The organism is Sphingomonas endolithica (assembly GCF_025231525.1).
GTDB classification, from domain to species: Bacteria; Pseudomonadota; Alphaproteobacteria; order Sphingomonadales; family Sphingomonadaceae; genus Sphingomonas; species Sphingomonas endolithica.
In genome coordinates this window covers 551686-566834 of the sequence record NZ_CP103057.1, presented here as the reverse complement: position 1 = coordinate 566834, position 15149 = coordinate 551686, and the positions used below count along the sequence as shown (strand labels likewise).

Annotated in this window: 12 protein-coding genes; 9 read left to right on the top strand and 3 right to left on the bottom strand. The window is 66.2% G+C overall.

Annotated elements, in window-relative coordinates; all coding sequences use genetic code 11:
* The first annotated feature begins 62 nt into the window (after positions 1 to 62).
* The 6 genes from NV382_RS02765 to NV382_RS02740 all read left to right on the top strand — a co-directional run bounded on the left by NV382_RS02765 (position 63) and on the right by NV382_RS02740 (position 9524).
* A complete protein-coding gene (locus NV382_RS02765) occupies positions 63 to 1769 on the top strand; it encodes an Hsp70 family protein (protein WP_260599023.1) in 1707 nt (568 codons plus the stop codon).
* The gene (locus NV382_RS02760; RefSeq protein ID WP_260599022.1) at positions 1766 to 3427 is read left to right on the top strand and encodes a hypothetical protein; all 1662 of its coding nucleotides are present in this window, start codon (positions 1766 to 1768) and stop codon (positions 3425 to 3427) included. Before NV382_RS02765 ends, NV382_RS02760 begins: the two co-directional genes overlap by 4 nt.
* Before the next feature lie 80 nt (positions 3428 to 3507).
* Positions 3508 to 4818 carry an MFS transporter gene (locus NV382_RS02755; RefSeq protein ID WP_260599021.1) on the top strand — a complete coding sequence of 437 codons (1311 nt, stop codon included), beginning with the start codon at positions 3508 to 3510 and terminating at the stop codon, positions 4816 to 4818.
* Positions 4819 to 4983: 165 nt separating this feature from the next.
* Positions 4984 to 6408 carry an aldehyde dehydrogenase gene (locus tag NV382_RS02750; RefSeq protein WP_260599020.1) on the top strand — a complete coding sequence of 475 codons (1425 nt, stop codon included), beginning with the start codon at positions 4984 to 4986 and terminating at the stop codon, positions 6406 to 6408.
* A 43-nt stretch (positions 6409 to 6451) separates the two neighbouring features.
* On the top strand, positions 6452 to 7285 hold the full coding sequence (locus tag NV382_RS02745) for a p-hydroxycinnamoyl CoA hydratase/lyase (protein ID WP_260599019.1): 834 nt from the start codon (positions 6452 to 6454) through the stop codon (positions 7283 to 7285).
* A gap of 145 nt (positions 7286 to 7430) precedes the next feature.
* Positions 7431 to 9524 carry an acetate--CoA ligase family protein gene (locus NV382_RS02740; protein WP_260599018.1) on the top strand — a complete coding sequence of 698 codons (2094 nt, stop codon included), beginning with the start codon at positions 7431 to 7433 and terminating at the stop codon, positions 9522 to 9524.
* A 168-nt stretch (positions 9525 to 9692) separates the two neighbouring features.
* On the opposite strand, the gene NV382_RS02735 is transcribed toward NV382_RS02740, so the two are convergent.
* From NV382_RS02735 to ligK, 3 genes are read right to left on the bottom strand one after another with little or no spacing between them, the layout of a single operon-like run.
* The gene (locus NV382_RS02735) at positions 9693 to 10136 is read right to left on the bottom strand and encodes a MarR family winged helix-turn-helix transcriptional regulator (RefSeq protein WP_260599017.1); all 444 of its coding nucleotides are present in this window, start codon (positions 10134 to 10136) and stop codon (positions 9693 to 9695) included.
* Between the two features lie 55 nt (positions 10137 to 10191).
* A complete protein-coding gene (locus NV382_RS02730; protein WP_260599016.1) occupies positions 10192 to 11244 on the bottom strand; it encodes a 4-oxalomesaconate tautomerase in 1053 nt (350 codons plus the stop codon).
* Positions 11237 to 11908 (bottom strand): 4-carboxy-4-hydroxy-2-oxoadipate aldolase/oxaloacetate decarboxylase, encoded by a 672-nt coding sequence (gene ligK / locus NV382_RS02725; RefSeq protein WP_260599015.1) that lies wholly within the window; start codon positions 11906 to 11908, stop codon positions 11237 to 11239. Before ligK ends, NV382_RS02730 begins: the two co-directional genes overlap by 8 nt.
* A 101-nt stretch (positions 11909 to 12009) precedes the next feature.
* On the opposite strand from ligK, the gene NV382_RS02720 reads away from it, so the two are divergent.
* From NV382_RS02720 to NV382_RS02710, 3 genes are read left to right on the top strand one after another with little or no spacing between them, the layout of a single operon-like run.
* A complete protein-coding gene (locus NV382_RS02720) occupies positions 12010 to 13209 on the top strand; it encodes a LysR family transcriptional regulator (protein WP_260599014.1) in 1200 nt (399 codons plus the stop codon).
* Positions 13210 to 13264: 55 nt separating this feature from the next.
* Positions 13265 to 14083, top strand: a complete 819-nt coding sequence (locus NV382_RS02715; RefSeq protein ID WP_260599013.1) for an NAD(P)-dependent oxidoreductase — start codon at positions 13265 to 13267, stop codon at positions 14081 to 14083.
* Positions 14080 to 15099 (top strand): amidohydrolase family protein, encoded by a 1020-nt coding sequence (locus NV382_RS02710; protein WP_260599012.1) that lies wholly within the window; start codon positions 14080 to 14082, stop codon positions 15097 to 15099. Before NV382_RS02715 ends, NV382_RS02710 begins: the two co-directional genes overlap by 4 nt.
* Positions 15100 to 15149: the final 50 nt, after the last annotated feature.

Sequence of the window (15149 nt, the reverse complement as noted above, 5' to 3'; positions counted from 1 at the left end):
CTATGTTTGACGACCCTCCGCACCGCATCTATCGCGCAGGCGGGATATAAGGGGCATATACGATGATCGTCGGCATCGATCTGGGCACGACAAATAGCGCGATCGCGATCTGGCGCGACGGGCAGGCCGAACTCATCCCCAATGCACTCGGCGATATGCTTACCCCTTCCGCCGTCAGCATCGCCGCTGACGGAGCGGTGATCGTCGGCCTGGCCGCGCGCGATCGGCAATCGACGCATCCGGCCGATACCGCCACGGCGTTCAAGCGCTACATGGGTACGCAACAGAGCGTGAAGCTCGGCAAGACCAGTTTCACCGCCGAAGACCTGTCGGCGATCGTCCTGTCGAGCCTGAAGGCGGATGCCGAGACTTTCCTGGGCGAGCCGGTGACCAGCGCGGTGATCACGGTGCCGGCCTATTTCAACGATCGCCAGCGCAAGGCCACGCGGCGTGCCGGTGAACTGGCCGGGCTCAAGGTCGAGCGGCTGATCAACGAACCGACCGCCGCCGCGCTCGCCTACGGCATCCAGACGCGCGAGGAAAAGGAGCCGTTCCTGGTGTTCGATCTCGGTGGCGGCACGTTCGATGTGTCGATCGTCGAGATGTTCGACGGGGTGATGGAAGTGCGCGCCTCGGCGGGCGACAACCGGCTGGGCGGCGAGGATTTCAACGAGACGCTGATCGACCTCGCCAAACCGCGCATCGATCCGCAAGGCGCGTTGGCCAAGGTCGATCCCGTGCTGCTGCGCGAACTGCTTCGCGTCGCGGCCGAAAGCTGTCGTCGCGCACTGAGCGAGGCCGAGGAAGCGCCGTTCACCGTCACGGCGCTGGGGCAGGATTTCACCACGACGATCACCAGCAGCGAGTTCGAGGCGCAGGCCGCACCGTTGCTCACCCGCTTGCGCGAGCCGGTGCTGCGCTCGCTGCGTGACAGCGACATCCGCGTCGATACGCTGAGCGAAGTGATCCTCGTCGGCGGATCCACGCGCATGCCGATCGTGCGGCGCACGATCACACGGATGTTCGGCCGGTTTCCCAATGCCGCGGTGCATCCCGATCACGCCGTTGCGCTGGGTGCCGCGGTGCAGGCGGGGCTGAAGTCGCGCGACGCCGCGCTGGATGAAATCCGCATGACCGATGTTTGCCCGTTCACGCTCGGCATCGATCACAGCGTGGCGGACGGGCGCGGCGGCTTCCGCCACGGCATCTTCTCGCCGATCATCGAACGAAACACCCCGATCCCTGCAAGCCGCGTGAGCTATTACCAGACGATCAGCGACAATCAGCGCTCGATCGATATCCACATCTATCAGGGGGAAGCCCGCGAGGTGCTGGGCAACGTGAAGCTGGGATCGCTGCGCGTGCCGCTGCCGTCGGGCAAAGCGGGCGATGTCGGGGTCGAGGTGCGGTTCAGCTATGACACCAGCGGCTTGCTGGAAGTCGACGTCAACGTGCCGCGCGCCGGCACACAGCGCAACCTGGTGATCGTCGACGACGATGACGCGCCCGACCAAGCCGATGTCGCGGCGCGGCGCGCCGTGCTTGCCGCGATCAAACGTCATCCGCGTGACGACAGCCACAATCAGGCGATCCTCGCGCGTGCCGCACGCTGCTACGAGGGGTTCATTGGTGACCGGCGCGACATGGTCGGCACCTGGATCGCGCAATTCGAAGCCGCGCTGGCGACCCAGGATCCGCGCATCATCGATCCCGCGCGGGCGCAGTTCGACGCTGCACTGAACGAACTCGAAGGCGATCGCTACCTGTGAGCGCGCTGCACGGCATCTGGCGTACGCTGGATCTGGCGCCGACCGGCGATACGGCGGCGATCCGCAAGGCCTATGCCCGTGCGCTGAAGACGTTCGACATGGACGAAGAGCCCGCGCGCTACATCGCGCTACGCGAGGCACGCGACGCGGCAATCGCTCAGGCGCCGTATTTCGATGCCGATACGCCCCTGGAGGAAGAGGAGGAGGAGGAGGAAGACTGGGTAACGGCCGATGCTCTTCCTGCCGCCGACGCGGTCGACCTTCCCGACTGGGAGGAGCGCTGGTCCGAAGAGGATCTGGCGGAGGATCCGCGTTGGCAACCTGAGACGCCCGGTACGCCGCCTGTCGACCCTGGCGAGGAGCATGACGCCGCGGCGCAGGATCATGTGGCGGCGATGCAGGAGCATTACGACGCGGTGCTCGCGATGCTGTTCCCAGGGGACGAGCGAGGGAACCAGTCGCTCGACCGGATCGCCGCTTCCGTGCTGGCCGAGCACGTCACCATATTGCTCACCGATCCCCGGCTGGAGGAACTGGTCTTCCATGCCGAGGCGGAGCGCTGGTTCGCGCATGTGATTGCCTCGTCGCCGCTCCGATCCGACCCGATCCTGACGCAGGTGATCGGCCATTTCGGCTGGCTGGCGAGCCGCGGGCGGATCGATCAGTCGCCCGCCGTCGCCGCCGTGGTCGCGCGCTATGATGCGTTGGTGTTCGTCACCGAGTTGCAGAACCGCAAACACCCGCTGCACAACGCTTGGCTGGAATTGCGCAAGCCCGCCTTCGAGAACAGCCGCAAGAGCTTCGGCGTCCGCGGATCGAAGGTGCGGGAGTTGCTCGGCCTGATCCGCACGCACCATCCGACACTGGAGCCTCAGCTAGACACCTGGCGCGTTGCCTTGTGGGAGAAACCATCCGGTATTTCGTTGGGTTGGGGCAATATCGGGATCGGACTCTGGTTGATCTTCATGGTCGTTCGGCTGATCAGCTACGGTGCCGACCCCGCACCGCCGGCCATTGCGCCGCCCCCCGTCGCCGCGCAATATCTCAGCCCCGAGATCATGCTCGATCCGATGCTCACCGATCTTGGCGGCAGCGCGCTGACGTTGGACACGATGCGCGACAAGAACCCCAAGCTGCACCAGCAACTCCGCACCAACTGGACGCTCGCCATCGAGAACGGCAAAGCACCCAGCGCGTTCGTCAACGACATGCGGGATCTGTTGATCGAGCGCTATTCGGCGGGCGTACGCCGCGCGCCGCACGATATACTGGTCGATTTGGCCCGCTTGCGGCTCGACAAGGCCCGATTGCTGCGCGTGCGCGGGTGGGAGGCATGCGACGATTTCTTCCAACGCGGGATCGAGCCGCCTGCCTGGCTGAACGCCGACATGCCCGGCCGCCGCAAGGCGCTGATCGCGCGTGTGCTGCTGGAGGTGGACGGCGATGCCTTTGCCGCGCCGCCAAGCAACACCTTCAAGGTCGATGGCGCGATCGTCGATGCAGCATCGAAGCGCGCCGGCATTCCACGCGCCGACTTCGTCAAGGCAATGGTGGCGAAAGGAACGGCGGAAAACCGCTGCAAGACCGCCACCGCGCTGCTGGAGACGGCGCTGATGCTGCCGGGTAAGCAAGGCGACCTGATTTTGCGGAACCTGTAGCCTGCTGAGGACGCTGACGGGATAGTTGCAAGGTATAGCAAAATCGCCGATCCTGCGGTTAAACCAGGGAGAGGCCGGACATGACGATCGAAGACCCGCGCGCGCTGATCGACCGCGCGCCGATGTCGCGCTTTCAATGGGGCGTGGTCGCGGTGATGGTCGGGCTGAACGCGCTCGACGGCTTCGATGTGCTGTCGATCAGCTTCGCGTCGCCCGGTATTGCCAAGGCATGGGGGATCGATCGCGCGGCCTTGGGGCTGGTGCTGTCGATGGAATTGATCGGCATGGCGATCGGCTCGCTGATCCTGGGCGGCGTGGCGGATCGGGTCGGGCGGCGTGCGACGATCCTCGGCTGCCTCGTGCTGATGGCGATCGGCATGCTGGGTGCGGCGAGCGCGCATGATGTCGTCACCCTGTCGGCATGGCGAGTGGTGACGGGCTTCGGCATCGGCGGCATGCTCGCGGCCACCAATGCCGCGGTCGCGGAGGCGGCGAACGGCAAGCAGCGTGCGCTGGCGGTGGTGCTGATGGCGGCCGGCTATCCGATCGGCACAGTGATCGGTGGCTCGATTTCGGCGGTGTTGCTGAACAGCTATGGTTGGCAATCGGTGTTCGTCTTCGGCGCGATCGCGACGTCATGCTTCGTGCCGCTGGTGCTACTGTTCGCGCCCGAATCGATCAGCTTCCTGATGCACAAGCGCCCGGACAATGCGCTGGCACGGACCAACGCGGTGCTCGCGCGCATGGGGCGTCCGGCGGTCGCCGCCCTGCCCGCGCCGGAAATCAAAGCGCGGCGCGCTTCGATGACCGAGTTGTTCGCGCCCGGCATGGCGACCGCGACGTTGCTGCTGACGCTTGCCTATCTGATGCACATCATGACCTTCTACTTCATCCTCAAATGGGTCCCGAAGATCGTCGTCGACATGGGCTTTGCGCCCGCGGCGGCGGCCGGTGTGCTGGTCTGGGCAAGCGTCGGCGGTGCGTCGGGATCGTTGCTGCTCGGGCTGCTCACCGCGCGCGTGCGGCTGTTGCCGCTGACCATCGGGGCGATGGTGGCCTCGGTCGCATTGGTGATCGCCTTCGGGCGTGGGCAAAGCGACCTGCAGGGTTTGTCGCTGGTCGCGGCAGCGGCCGGGTTCGTCACCAATGCCGGCGTTGTAGGGCTATATGCCTTGCTGGCGAAGACCTTCCCGACCCGGCTGCGGGCGACTGCGACCGGGTTCGTCATCGGTATCGGGCGCGGCGGATCCGCGCTGGCGCCGGCGCTGGCCGGATTGCTGTTCGCGGCCGGCTATATGCTGGATAGCGTGGCCGTGCTGATGAGCCTGGGCTCGGCGGTCGCGGCGGTGGCGCTGATCGGCTTACGCCGGCAGCCGTCGGCAACCGAATAGCGGCGACGGCCTAGATCTTAGACTCTCTGGCGCTGTCACGCCGGATCAGCTGCTTGCGGCAGAAGGACAGTTTGTCACGACGATCCTGATCGGCCTCGCCTAGAATGATGCTTGCGGGCACCTGCAGATTAAGTTATTCGTCATAGCAATAATTGGAGAGGTGTCATGGCTACTTTGGTTGGCGAAAGCCCCACGCGAACGTTTGATCGCCACAACCCCGTCACTGGCACAGTTGCCACCACGACCCCGGCCGCCACGGTCGCCGATGTCGACGCAGCCTGCGCTGCCGCCGCTGCCGCGTTTCCGGCCTGGTCGGTGGTCGGGCCTACCGCGCGGCGCGCGCTGCTCAACAAGGCGGCCGATGCGCTGGAGGCGCGCAAGGACGCCTTCATTACCGCGATGGTCGATGAAATCGGCGCGACGCCGCCCTGGGCCGGGTTCAACCTGATGTTCGCCGCGAATGTGATCCGCGAAGCCGCGGCGATGACCACGCAGATCGGCGGCGAAGTGATCCCCTCCGACAAGCCGGGCTGCATCGCCATGGGGCTGCGCGAGCCGGTCGGGGTGATGGTCGGCATCGCGCCGTGGAACGCACCGATCATCCTCGGCGTGCGCGCGATCGCCATGCCGCTGGCGTGCGGCAATGCGGTGATCCTCAAGGCCAGCGAACAATGCCCGAAGACGCATGCCCTGATTGTCGAGGCGTTCCAGGAAGTACTGCCCGAAGGCACGGTTCATCTGATCAGCAATGCGCCGCAGGACGCCGGCGAGATTGTCGGTGCGTTGATCGACAACCCGCATGTGCGCCGGATCAACTTCACCGGATCGACGCATGTCGGCAAGATCATCGCCAAGCGCGCGGCCGAGCATCTCAAGCCGGTGTTGCTCGAACTGGGCGGCAAGGCGCCGTTCCTGGTGCTCGACGACGCCGATCTCGACGAAGCGGTGAAGGCCGCCGCATTCGGCGCGTTCATGAATTCGGGCCAGATCTGCATGTCGACCGAGCGGATCATCGTCGTCGACAGCGTCGCTGATACGTTTGCCGAGAAGTTCGCTGCCAAGGCCAAGACGCTGGCCGTCGGCAACCCTGCCGAGGGCAAGACGCAGCTGGGCGCGGTGGTCGATCAGAAGACCGTCGATACCGTCAGCGGGCTGGTCGAGGATGCGCTGGCCAAGGGCGCCGAGCGCATCGCTGGCGGCGATAGCCAAGGCGTGCTGATGCCGGCGACGGTGATCGACAAGGTCACCACCGACATGCGGCTGTTCCGCGACGAGAGCTTCGGCCCGGTCGTCGGCATCATCCGCGCACGCGACGAAGCGCATGCAATCGAGCTTGCCAATGACACGGCCTATGGCCTGTCGGCGGCGGTGTTCACCAAGGATACCGCACGGGGCTTGCGCGTGGCCAAGCAAATCCAGTCCGGTATCTGCCACATCAACGGACCCACGGTGCACGACGAGGCGCAGATGCCGTTCGGCGGCACCAAAGCCTCCGGCTACGGCCGCTTTGGCGGCAAGGCCGGGATCGACAGCTTCACCGAGCTACGCTGGATCACGATCGAGACCCAGACGGGCCATTATCCGATCTGATCTTCCCCCTCCCGCTTGCGGGAGGGGAGCCAAGAGGAACGACATGACCAACACCAGCAGCAACGGCACTGTCGCGTACGATGTCGAGAACGGCATCGCCTGGGTGCGCTTCAACCGCCCCGACAAGCGCAATGCGATGAGCCCGACGCTCAACCGCGACATGATGGAAGTGCTCGACCTGCTCGAACATGACGAGAATGTCGGTGTGCTCGTACTCGGCGGCGAAGGGCCGGCCTGGACCGCGGGCATGGATCTCAAGGAATATTTCCGCGAGACCGAAGTCGACGGGCTGCGCGGCACGCGCAAGGCGCAGCGCGAAAGCTATGGCTGGTGGCGGCGCCTGCGCTGGTACCAGAAGCCGACCATCGCGATGGTCAACGGCTGGTGCTTCGGCGGCGGCTATGGCCCGCTGTTCGCGTGTGATCTCGCTTTCGCAGCGGAAGAAGCCAAGTTCGGCTTGTCCGAGATCAATTGGGGCATCCTGCCCGGCGGCGGCGCGACCAAGGTGGCGACCGAGCTCCTGCCGTTCCGCAAGGCCATGTACCATGCGATGATGGGCGAGAATATCGACGGCAAGACCGCCGCCGACTGGGGTCTGGTCAACGAGGCTTTGCCGCTCGCCTCGCTCAAGGACCGCGTCACCGAAGTTGCCAAGGTTCTGCTCGCCAAGAACCCGGTAGCGCTCAAGGCCACCAAGGACGCCGTGCGCCGCGTTGGCGTCCTGAGCTACGACGATGCCGAGGATTACCTGATCCGCGCGCAGGAAGCCGCCAATTCCTACGATAACGAAGGCCGCAAGGAAGGCATCCGCCAGTTCATCGACGAGAAGAGCTACAAGCCTGGGCTTGGCGCCTACGACAAGGACAAGAGGGGCTGAGCCATTCGATCCTCCCCGGCACGGGGAGGGGGACCATGCGAAGCATGGTGGAGGGGCTCGCCGCAAGTACCGTGTGGCACGCCCCCTCCGTCAGCGCTTCGCACTGCCACCTCCCCGTCCCGGGGAGGAACTTGGGACACGATTCATGCCCGATCTCACTCGCCTGCTCAGCCCACGTTCGGTTGCGATCGTCGGCGCCTCGCCTACGCCCGGTGCGCTCGGGAATTCGGTGTTGCGCAATCTCGAGCGGCATGGCTTCACCGGCGAAATCCACCTTATCAACCCCAAGCGCGACACGATCAACGGGCGTCCGTGCCTGAACTCGATCGCCGAACTACCCGAGGGCGTGGATGCAGCAGTACTGGCGATCCCCGGGCCGGCGGTCCTCGGCGCCGTGCGCGAACTGGCGGCGCGCGGCGTCGGGGCGGCGGTGATCTTCTCGGCCGGGTTTGCCGAGGGCGGTGACGAGGGGCGAGCGGCGCAGGCCGAGGTCGCCCGGATCGCTGCCGACCACGGCATGGTGATCGAGGGGCCGAACTGCCTCGGCCTGGTCAACTATATCGACGGCGTCGCGCTGACCTTCGTCGAAACCCCGGCGCTTCGCCTGGGCGATGCGCGCGGTGCCGGCATCGTCTCGCAGTCGGGCGCGATGGCAGTGGTGCTGGGCACCACGCTGATGGCCAAGGACCTCGGCATCTCGATGTCGATCTCCACCGGCAACGAAGCGGCGAGCGGCGTCGAGGATTATGTCGAATATCTGGTCGATACGCCGCACACGCAGGTGATCGGCATGATCGTCGAACAGTTCCGCCAGCCGCAGCGCTTCCTGGCGGTGGCGCGGCGCGTCCGCGCGGCGGGCAAGACGATCGTACTATTGCATCCGGGCAAGTCCGCTGCGGCGCGGGAATCCGCCGCCACCCATACCGGCGCGATGGCCGGCGACTGGCAGTTAATGAAGACCAAGGTCGAGCGCGCTGGCGTGGTGCTGGTCGACAGCCTTGAGGAATTGGGCGACGTGATCGAAATCGCGCTCCGCGCCAAGCCCGTCGGCAAGGGCGGCACCGCAGTGTTGACTGAGTCCGGCGCGTTCAAGGCGCTGACGCTGGATCTGGCCGAAGCGATCGGGCTGGACTTGCCGCCGGTCGCTGCGAACACCGAAGCCGCGCTGCGGGCGGCCATTCCCGATTTCATTCCGGTCTCCAACCCGATGGACCTGACTGCGCAGGCGCTGGTCGATCCCGATCTCTATCGCCGGACACTTGAGCCAATCCTGGCCGATCGCGGGTTCGCCGCGGTCGTGCTCGGCATCATCCAGACCGACGATGCGACGGCGGCACGCAAGTTCCCATACATCATCGAGGCGGTGCAGAAGATCGCCCCCGACAAGCCGGTAATCTTTGCCGGGCTGGATGACGGTGCGGTCTTCCAGCCGGAATTTATTGCCGGGCTGCGCGCGATCGGTGTGCCGTATTTTCCCTCGCCCGATCGCGCCTTTCGCGCGCTGCGCCAATTGTCGAAGCTGGCCGAATGGGATTTCGACGCGAGCGATGCCGAGCCAATGACGCTCGACGACCTGCCGGTCGGCGTGGTGCCCGAATATCGTGCCAAGCAGTTGCTGGGGCCAGCCGGCATCCCCTTCCCCGCCGGCGGCTTCGCGGCCGATGTCGCATCGGCCAAGGCGGTGGCAGCGCGGATCGGCTACCCCGTGGTGCTCAAGGCACAGGCCGCCGCGCTGAGCCACAAGAGCGATGCCGGTGGCGTGCTGCTCAACATCGCGGACGATGCGGCGCTGGAGGTGGCCTGGACCAAGCTCTATGCCAATGTGGCGTCCTATTCCCCCGGTCTAGCGCTGGATGGTGCGCTGATCGAGGGGATGGGCGCGCGCGGCACGGAACTGATCATCGGCGCCAAGAACGATCCCGAATGGGGGCCGGTGATCCTGATCGGTTTTGGCGGTGTGCAGGCGGAATTGCTGAAGGATGTCCGGCTGCTGCCGCATGATCTCAGCCGCGAGGCGATCACGACAGAGTTGCGCAGCCTCAAGAGCGCGGCAATCCTGAATGGCTTCCGCGGCTCCCCGGCGCTCGACGTGGATGCGGTAGTGGATATTGTCGTTGCGCTTGGCCGGGTGCTGTCGGGCACGCCAGCGATCCAAGAGATCGATCTCAATCCGGTGGCGGTCTATCCTAAGGGGCATGGCGCCGTCGCTTTGGACGCGCTGATTCTTGCGGACGGCTGACAGTTGATTCGACCAGTTGGCACGTCTTGTTCCCCGGCGAAGGCCGGGGTCCAGTCGCGAAGGTCTCCGCTTGAGCCCAGAAGCCATCCCAACTGGGCCCCGGCCTACGCCGGGGGACGGATTAGGGTAAGTGGCCTGAACCACCGTATATCTTGAACCAGCCGCAGCCTAAGCCTTACGCGCCTCGATCCGCGCCAGCAGTTCCAGAAATGTCTGCCGTTCGTCCGCGCTGAGATCCGCCAGCATCCGCGCTTCGTGCGCCTCGATGCGGACCGTGCAATCCTTGAGCCGTTCGTGCCCCATGTCCGTCAGCGTCAGTGAAAAAGCGCGGCGATCGTCGGGGGCGGTGACGCGCGCCAGCAACCCGGCATCGACCAGTTCGTTGATCAACGCGACCATGTTGGCGCGCTTGATACCGAGCGCGATGCCGACCGTCCCCTGATTGACGCCAGGATTGGCCTCAACGATCGCGAGAATGCCGAGCAGCACCTGCCGCATCCCCGTCCCGCTCATCGCATCACTGAAATCGAGCGCGAAGGCACCGGAGGCGCGGCGCAGGTGATAGCCGATCAAGTGCGACAAGGTGCCGATGGCGAGCGGTTTGCGTGACATATCCGGTATGTGGAAGCCACGTTTGACGCTTGACGTCAACCAAGCGCGGCAGAGCTCAGCCGAACACCCTGCCCTCCATCAGCTTCCGTGCAGTCCGCAGCAGGGCCGCCGTCACGACTTGCCCGTCCGCGTCGAGCCCGAGCACGCAACTCATCTCTCCGGTCGGATGCTCGACCGACAGGGTCTTGCGATCGCCGGCCGACACCACCGCCACCGCCGCGGCGGGGGAGCCTTGGATCAGGCAGGCGGTAGCCACGCTGACCGCGCCGAGCACGCCGATCGTGGCATGCGCGCGGTGCGGGATGAAGCTGCGCACCGTCACCGCGCCGCCATGCTGCGGCGGCGCGACGAGCATCATCTTGGGTACCGATTTCTCGCGCACGTCCCCCAGGTTCATCATCGGTCCGGCCTGCAGGCGGATCGCTTCGATCCTGGCCTTCAGCGTTTCATCGACGTCGAGCGTCTCACGGTCCTCATAGCCCGTGGCGCCGACATCCTCGGCCTTGAACACGACACAGGGCATGCCGTTGTCGATCAGCGTGCAGGCGACGCCGTTTATTTCGTCGGCCGCATTGCCGGTCGGAAGGAGCGCACCGCACGAACTGCCGGCGGTGTCGCGAAACTCCAGCGGGATCGGCGCGGCGGTGCCGGGCACGCCATCGATTGCAGCATCGCCATTATAGGTCGGGACACCCCCGGGGGTCTGGCAGGCGGCGACCGCGATCTGCCCAGTATTGACCATGAAGATAGCGACCCTCGTCTCGTCACCCGTCGCTGCGACCAGCCCGCGCTCGATCGCGAACGGGCCGACGGCGGCCAGCATGTTGCCGCAATTCTGGCTATCCGAGACGATTGGCTGATCGACGAACACCTGGAGGAAGAGGTAGTCGACATCGACGCCGTCGCGGGTCGAACGACTGACGACCGCGACCTTCGAGGTGAGCGGATCGGCGCCGCCCATGCCGTCGATCTGGCGCGGATCGGGCGAACCCATCACGCGCAGCAGGAAGGCGTCGCGCTCGGCCGTTTCCGTGGGCAGGTCGGAGGCCAGGAAGACGGCGCCCTTGGAGGTGCCGCCGCGCATCCACATGACGGGCGCACTATTCATAGGTCAGCCCCATCTCCGCCAGTTTGCCACGCATGTCATAGATATCCAGCCCGAGTTCGCCAGCGGCCAGCCGCACGCGCTTCGATTCCTCGTTCGCCTCGCGCGCCTGCGCCTTGGCGAGCACATCCGCCGCATCCGCGCGCTTGACCACGCACACGCCATCGTCGTCGGCAACGATCACGTCCCCCGGCTCGATCGCCGCATCGGCACAGACGATCGGCACGTTGACCGACCCCAGCGTCCCCTTGATCGTGCCTTGGGCGAACACCGCCTTGGACCAGACCGGGAAGTTCATCTGCGTGAGATCGCGCACGTCGCGCACGCCGGCGTCGATGATCAGCCCGCGACAGCCGCGTGCCTGCGCCGAGGTGGCGAGCAGATCGCCGAAATACCCGTCTTCGCTGGGGCTGGTCGGCGCAAGGACGAGGATATCGCCTTCCTTCAATTGCTCGACCGCGACATGGATCATCCAATTGTCACCCGGCGGTGCCGAGATCGTCACCGCCGAGCCGGCGATCCGCGCGCCGGGATAGATCGGACGCAACCGGCTGGAGAGGAGGCCGATCCGACCCTGCGCCTCGTGTACGGTGGCGACCCCGGCGGCGGCGAGCCCGTCGATCACCGCGGGATCCGCACGCTGGATGTTGGTGACGACCTTGCCCATGAAACTCTCCTTGGCGGCTATCCCGCCGGGGTGCGCGCCGACCCGTGATAGCCGCAATTCGGAACTGTGCGCAGCCGATAAGATTTCTCTATAGGTGCGTCGTGGACCCGTTCGATCTCAACCTGCGCCATCTGCGCGCGCTTGCCGCGATCGTCGCGCGCGGCAGCATGAGCGCCGCCGCCGAGGTGGTGAGCCTGTCACAACCAGCGCTGACGCAAGGCCTGGCCAAACTAGAACGCGAGATCGGCGCCGCCCTGTTCGACCGGCGGGCCGACGGGATGACGCCGACTGAGGCAGGCCTCGCGCTGGCCGCGCGCGCGGACACCGCCTTTGCGCGGTTGGGCGGGGCGATACCGGGCGGCGGGCGCGGCTTCGCTCGGCCCGAACGGTTGATGACCGCGACGCAATTGCGCGCGTTCCTGGCGCTGGCCGATGCCGGCAGCTTCGTCGGCGCCGGGGCCGCCACCGGATTGTCGCAGCCAGCGATCCACCGCGCGGTGCGCGATCTGGAACAAGTGTGCGGCATGGTGCTGGTCGAGCGACGTGGCCGGGGGATCGTGCTCAGCGATGCCGGACGGCGGCTGACGCGCGGCGTGCGGCTGGCGGCGGCGGAAATCGCCGCCGGGATCGTCGAGGCGGCGCCCGATCTGGGCGGCGGGCGGATCGCGATCGGGGCGATGCCGCTGTCCCGCGCGCTGCTGCTGCCGCGGGCGATCGCACGGATCGCTCAGGAGACGCCGGCGGCCCGGTTTGATATCTCGGAAGGATCGTGGCGCGAACTGGTCGAGCCGCTGCGCGACGGTGCGATCGACATGATGATCGGCGCACTGCGCGAGGCCGCGCCCGATCTGCACCAGGCACCACTGCTCGACGACCGCCTGGTGATCGTCGGCCGCGCGGGCCACCCGCTCGCTGGCGCCGCAATGCCGAGCCGCGAGGCGCTTGCCGCGTATCCATGGGTCGTCGCGCGCGTCGGGGCGCCGCTGCGCAGCCTATGGCAGCGGCTGTTTGCCGATGGCCGCGGCACGAGCGAACCCCATGCGCCGATCGAGTGCGGATCGGTGATGGTGATCCGCGGCATCCTGCGCGACGGCGATTTCCTGACGATGCTGTCTCCCGATCAGGTCGCGCTGGAGATCGACAGCGGGATGCTGGCGACGGTCGGGCCCGAACTGGCATCGAGCGGCCGGGTGATCGGGGTGACGACGCGCGCCGGCTGGAGCCCGACGCGTGTCCAGGCGCGCTTTCTGGAGGTGCTCGCCGGCTGTGCAGACGCGATCATGAATCAGGATTTCGAATAGCCGCCCGTACTTTCCGATTAGCCGCCCGAGCGGCGCTCCCCCTACGTCTTCGGCCATGGAGAGAAGGCTTGCGTTGATCGGCTATGGCGAGGCAGCCAATGCGTTCGCGCCGACGCTTGCGGCGACGATGCGCCATTTCGATCGTCTGACCGAACGCTCCGGAACGGCATCCGACGCCGAGGCGCTGGTCGATGCACACGCGGCGCTGTCGCTGGTGACCGCCGATCAGGCACTGGCGGCCGCCACGTCCGCCGCGCGGCATTTGTCCGCTGGCGCCTTCTTCTTCGACATGAACAGCGTGGCCCCCGATACCAAGCGCGCCGCCGCGCAGGCGATCGAGGCGGCAGGCGGGCGCTATGTCGACGTCGCGGTCATGGCACCTGTCCACCCTGCGGGTACCGACGTGCCGTTGCTCGTGTCCGGTCCGCATGCCACGTCGGGATCGGCATTCCTGACCGCGATCGGCTTCGGTAAAGTGCGGATCGTGGCGGGCGATATCGGGCGCGCGTCCTCGATCAAGATGATCCGATCGGTGATGGTCAAGGGCATCGAGGCACTAAGCGCGGAATGCGTGCTCGCCGCCGACGCCGCAGGGGTGCTGGACGAGGTACTGTCCTCATTGAACGCCAGCCCGGCGCCCCGCGACTGGGCCGCCCGGGCTGACTACAATCTCGACCGGATGATCGAACACGGCCTGCGCCGCGCCGCCGAGATGGAGGAAGTGGCCAAGACGCTCGACGCCCTTGGCACCGGCAGCGTGATGACGCGCGGCACGGTTATGCGCCAGCGAGCGATCGGCACGCTGGGGATCGAAGCGCCGGCAGGGCTCAGCGCCAAGCTCAACCTTCTTCGTCTTTCGGGAAGCACCGCATGATCATCGACTGCCATGGCCACTACACCGTCCTCCCCGCCGCGCACGACGCGTGGCGCGAGGCGCAGAAGGCGGCGTTCAAGGCCGGCACACCCTGCCCGCCCTACCCCGACATCCCCGACGCCGAGATCCGCGAGACGATCGAGGCAAATCAGTTGCGGCTGGTGAAGGAACGTGGCGCGGACATGACGATCTTCTCCCCGCGTGCCAGCGCCATGGCGCCGCACGTCGGCGATGCCGCAATGGCAGAGGAATGGGCGCGGCGCTGCAACGATCTGATCGCGCGCGTGGTGGCGATGTACCCCGAGACCTTCGCCGGGGTGTGCATGTTGCCGCAATCGCCAGGCACCGACCTGACGACCTCGATCGCCGAGTTGAAGCGCTGCGTGGTCGAGCATGGCTTTGTCGGCTGCAATCTCAACCTCGATCCTTCCGGCGGCCATTTCAACAGCTCCCCGCTCACCGACCGCTACTGGTATCCGTTCTACGAGAAGATGGTCGAACTCGACGTGCCGGCGATGATCCACGTCTCGGGCAGCTGCAACCCGGCGATGCACGCGACCGGAGCGTATTACATCGCCGCCGATACGATCGCGTTCATGCAATTGCTCGAGGGCGATCTGTTCGCCGACTTTCCTACCTTGCGCTTCATCATCCCGCACGGCGGCGGCGCGGTGCCCTATCATTGGGGGCGCTATCGTGGCCTCGCCGACATGCTCAAGAAGCCGTCGGTCGACGACTATCTGATGAACAACATCTTCTTCGATACCTGCGTGTATCACCAGCCGGGCATCAATCTACTGGCCGAGGTGATCGAGAACAAGAACATCCTGTTCGGCTCGGAAATGGTAGGCGCCGTTCGCGGCATCGATCCGCGGACCGGGCATTATTTCGACGATACCAAGCGCTATGTCGACGCGCTGAATATTTCGGACGAAGAGCGGGCGGCGATCTTCTCGGGCAATACGCGGAAGGTTTTTCCGCGCCTGGACGCGAAGCTGAAGGCACGCGGGCTGTGAGCGGCCTCCCCCAATCGTCATCCCGGGCTCGACCCGGGATCCAGGGTAAC

What these genes read in the sequence shown, in the direction of transcription:
- NV382_RS02765 (WP_260599023.1), top strand. Translation starts at nt 63, where the DNA reads ATGATCGTCGGCATCGATCTGGGCACGACAAATAGCGCGATCGCGATC.
- NV382_RS02755 (WP_260599021.1), top strand. Translation starts at nt 3,508, where the DNA reads ATGACGATCGAAGACCCGCGCGCGCTGATCGACCGCGCGCCGATGTCG.
- NV382_RS02750 (WP_260599020.1), top strand. Translation starts at nt 4,984, where the DNA reads ATGGCTACTTTGGTTGGCGAAAGCCCCACGCGAACGTTTGATCGCCAC.
- NV382_RS02745 (WP_260599019.1), top strand. Translation starts at nt 6,452, where the DNA reads ATGACCAACACCAGCAGCAACGGCACTGTCGCGTACGATGTCGAGAAC.
- NV382_RS02740 (WP_260599018.1), top strand. Translation starts at nt 7,431, where the DNA reads ATGCCCGATCTCACTCGCCTGCTCAGCCCACGTTCGGTTGCGATCGTC.
- NV382_RS02735 (WP_260599017.1), bottom strand. Translation starts at nt 10,136, where the DNA reads ATGTCACGCAAACCGCTCGCCATCGGCACCTTGTCGCACTTGATCGGC.
- NV382_RS02730 (WP_260599016.1), bottom strand. Translation starts at nt 11,244, where the DNA reads ATGAATAGTGCGCCCGTCATGTGGATGCGCGGCGGCACCTCCAAGGGC.
- ligK (WP_260599015.1), bottom strand. Translation starts at nt 11,908, where the DNA reads ATGGGCAAGGTCGTCACCAACATCCAGCGTGCGGATCCCGCGGTGATC.
- NV382_RS02715 (WP_260599013.1), top strand. Translation starts at nt 13,265, where the DNA reads ATGGAGAGAAGGCTTGCGTTGATCGGCTATGGCGAGGCAGCCAATGCG.
- NV382_RS02710 (WP_260599012.1), top strand. Translation starts at nt 14,080, where the DNA reads ATGATCATCGACTGCCATGGCCACTACACCGTCCTCCCCGCCGCGCAC.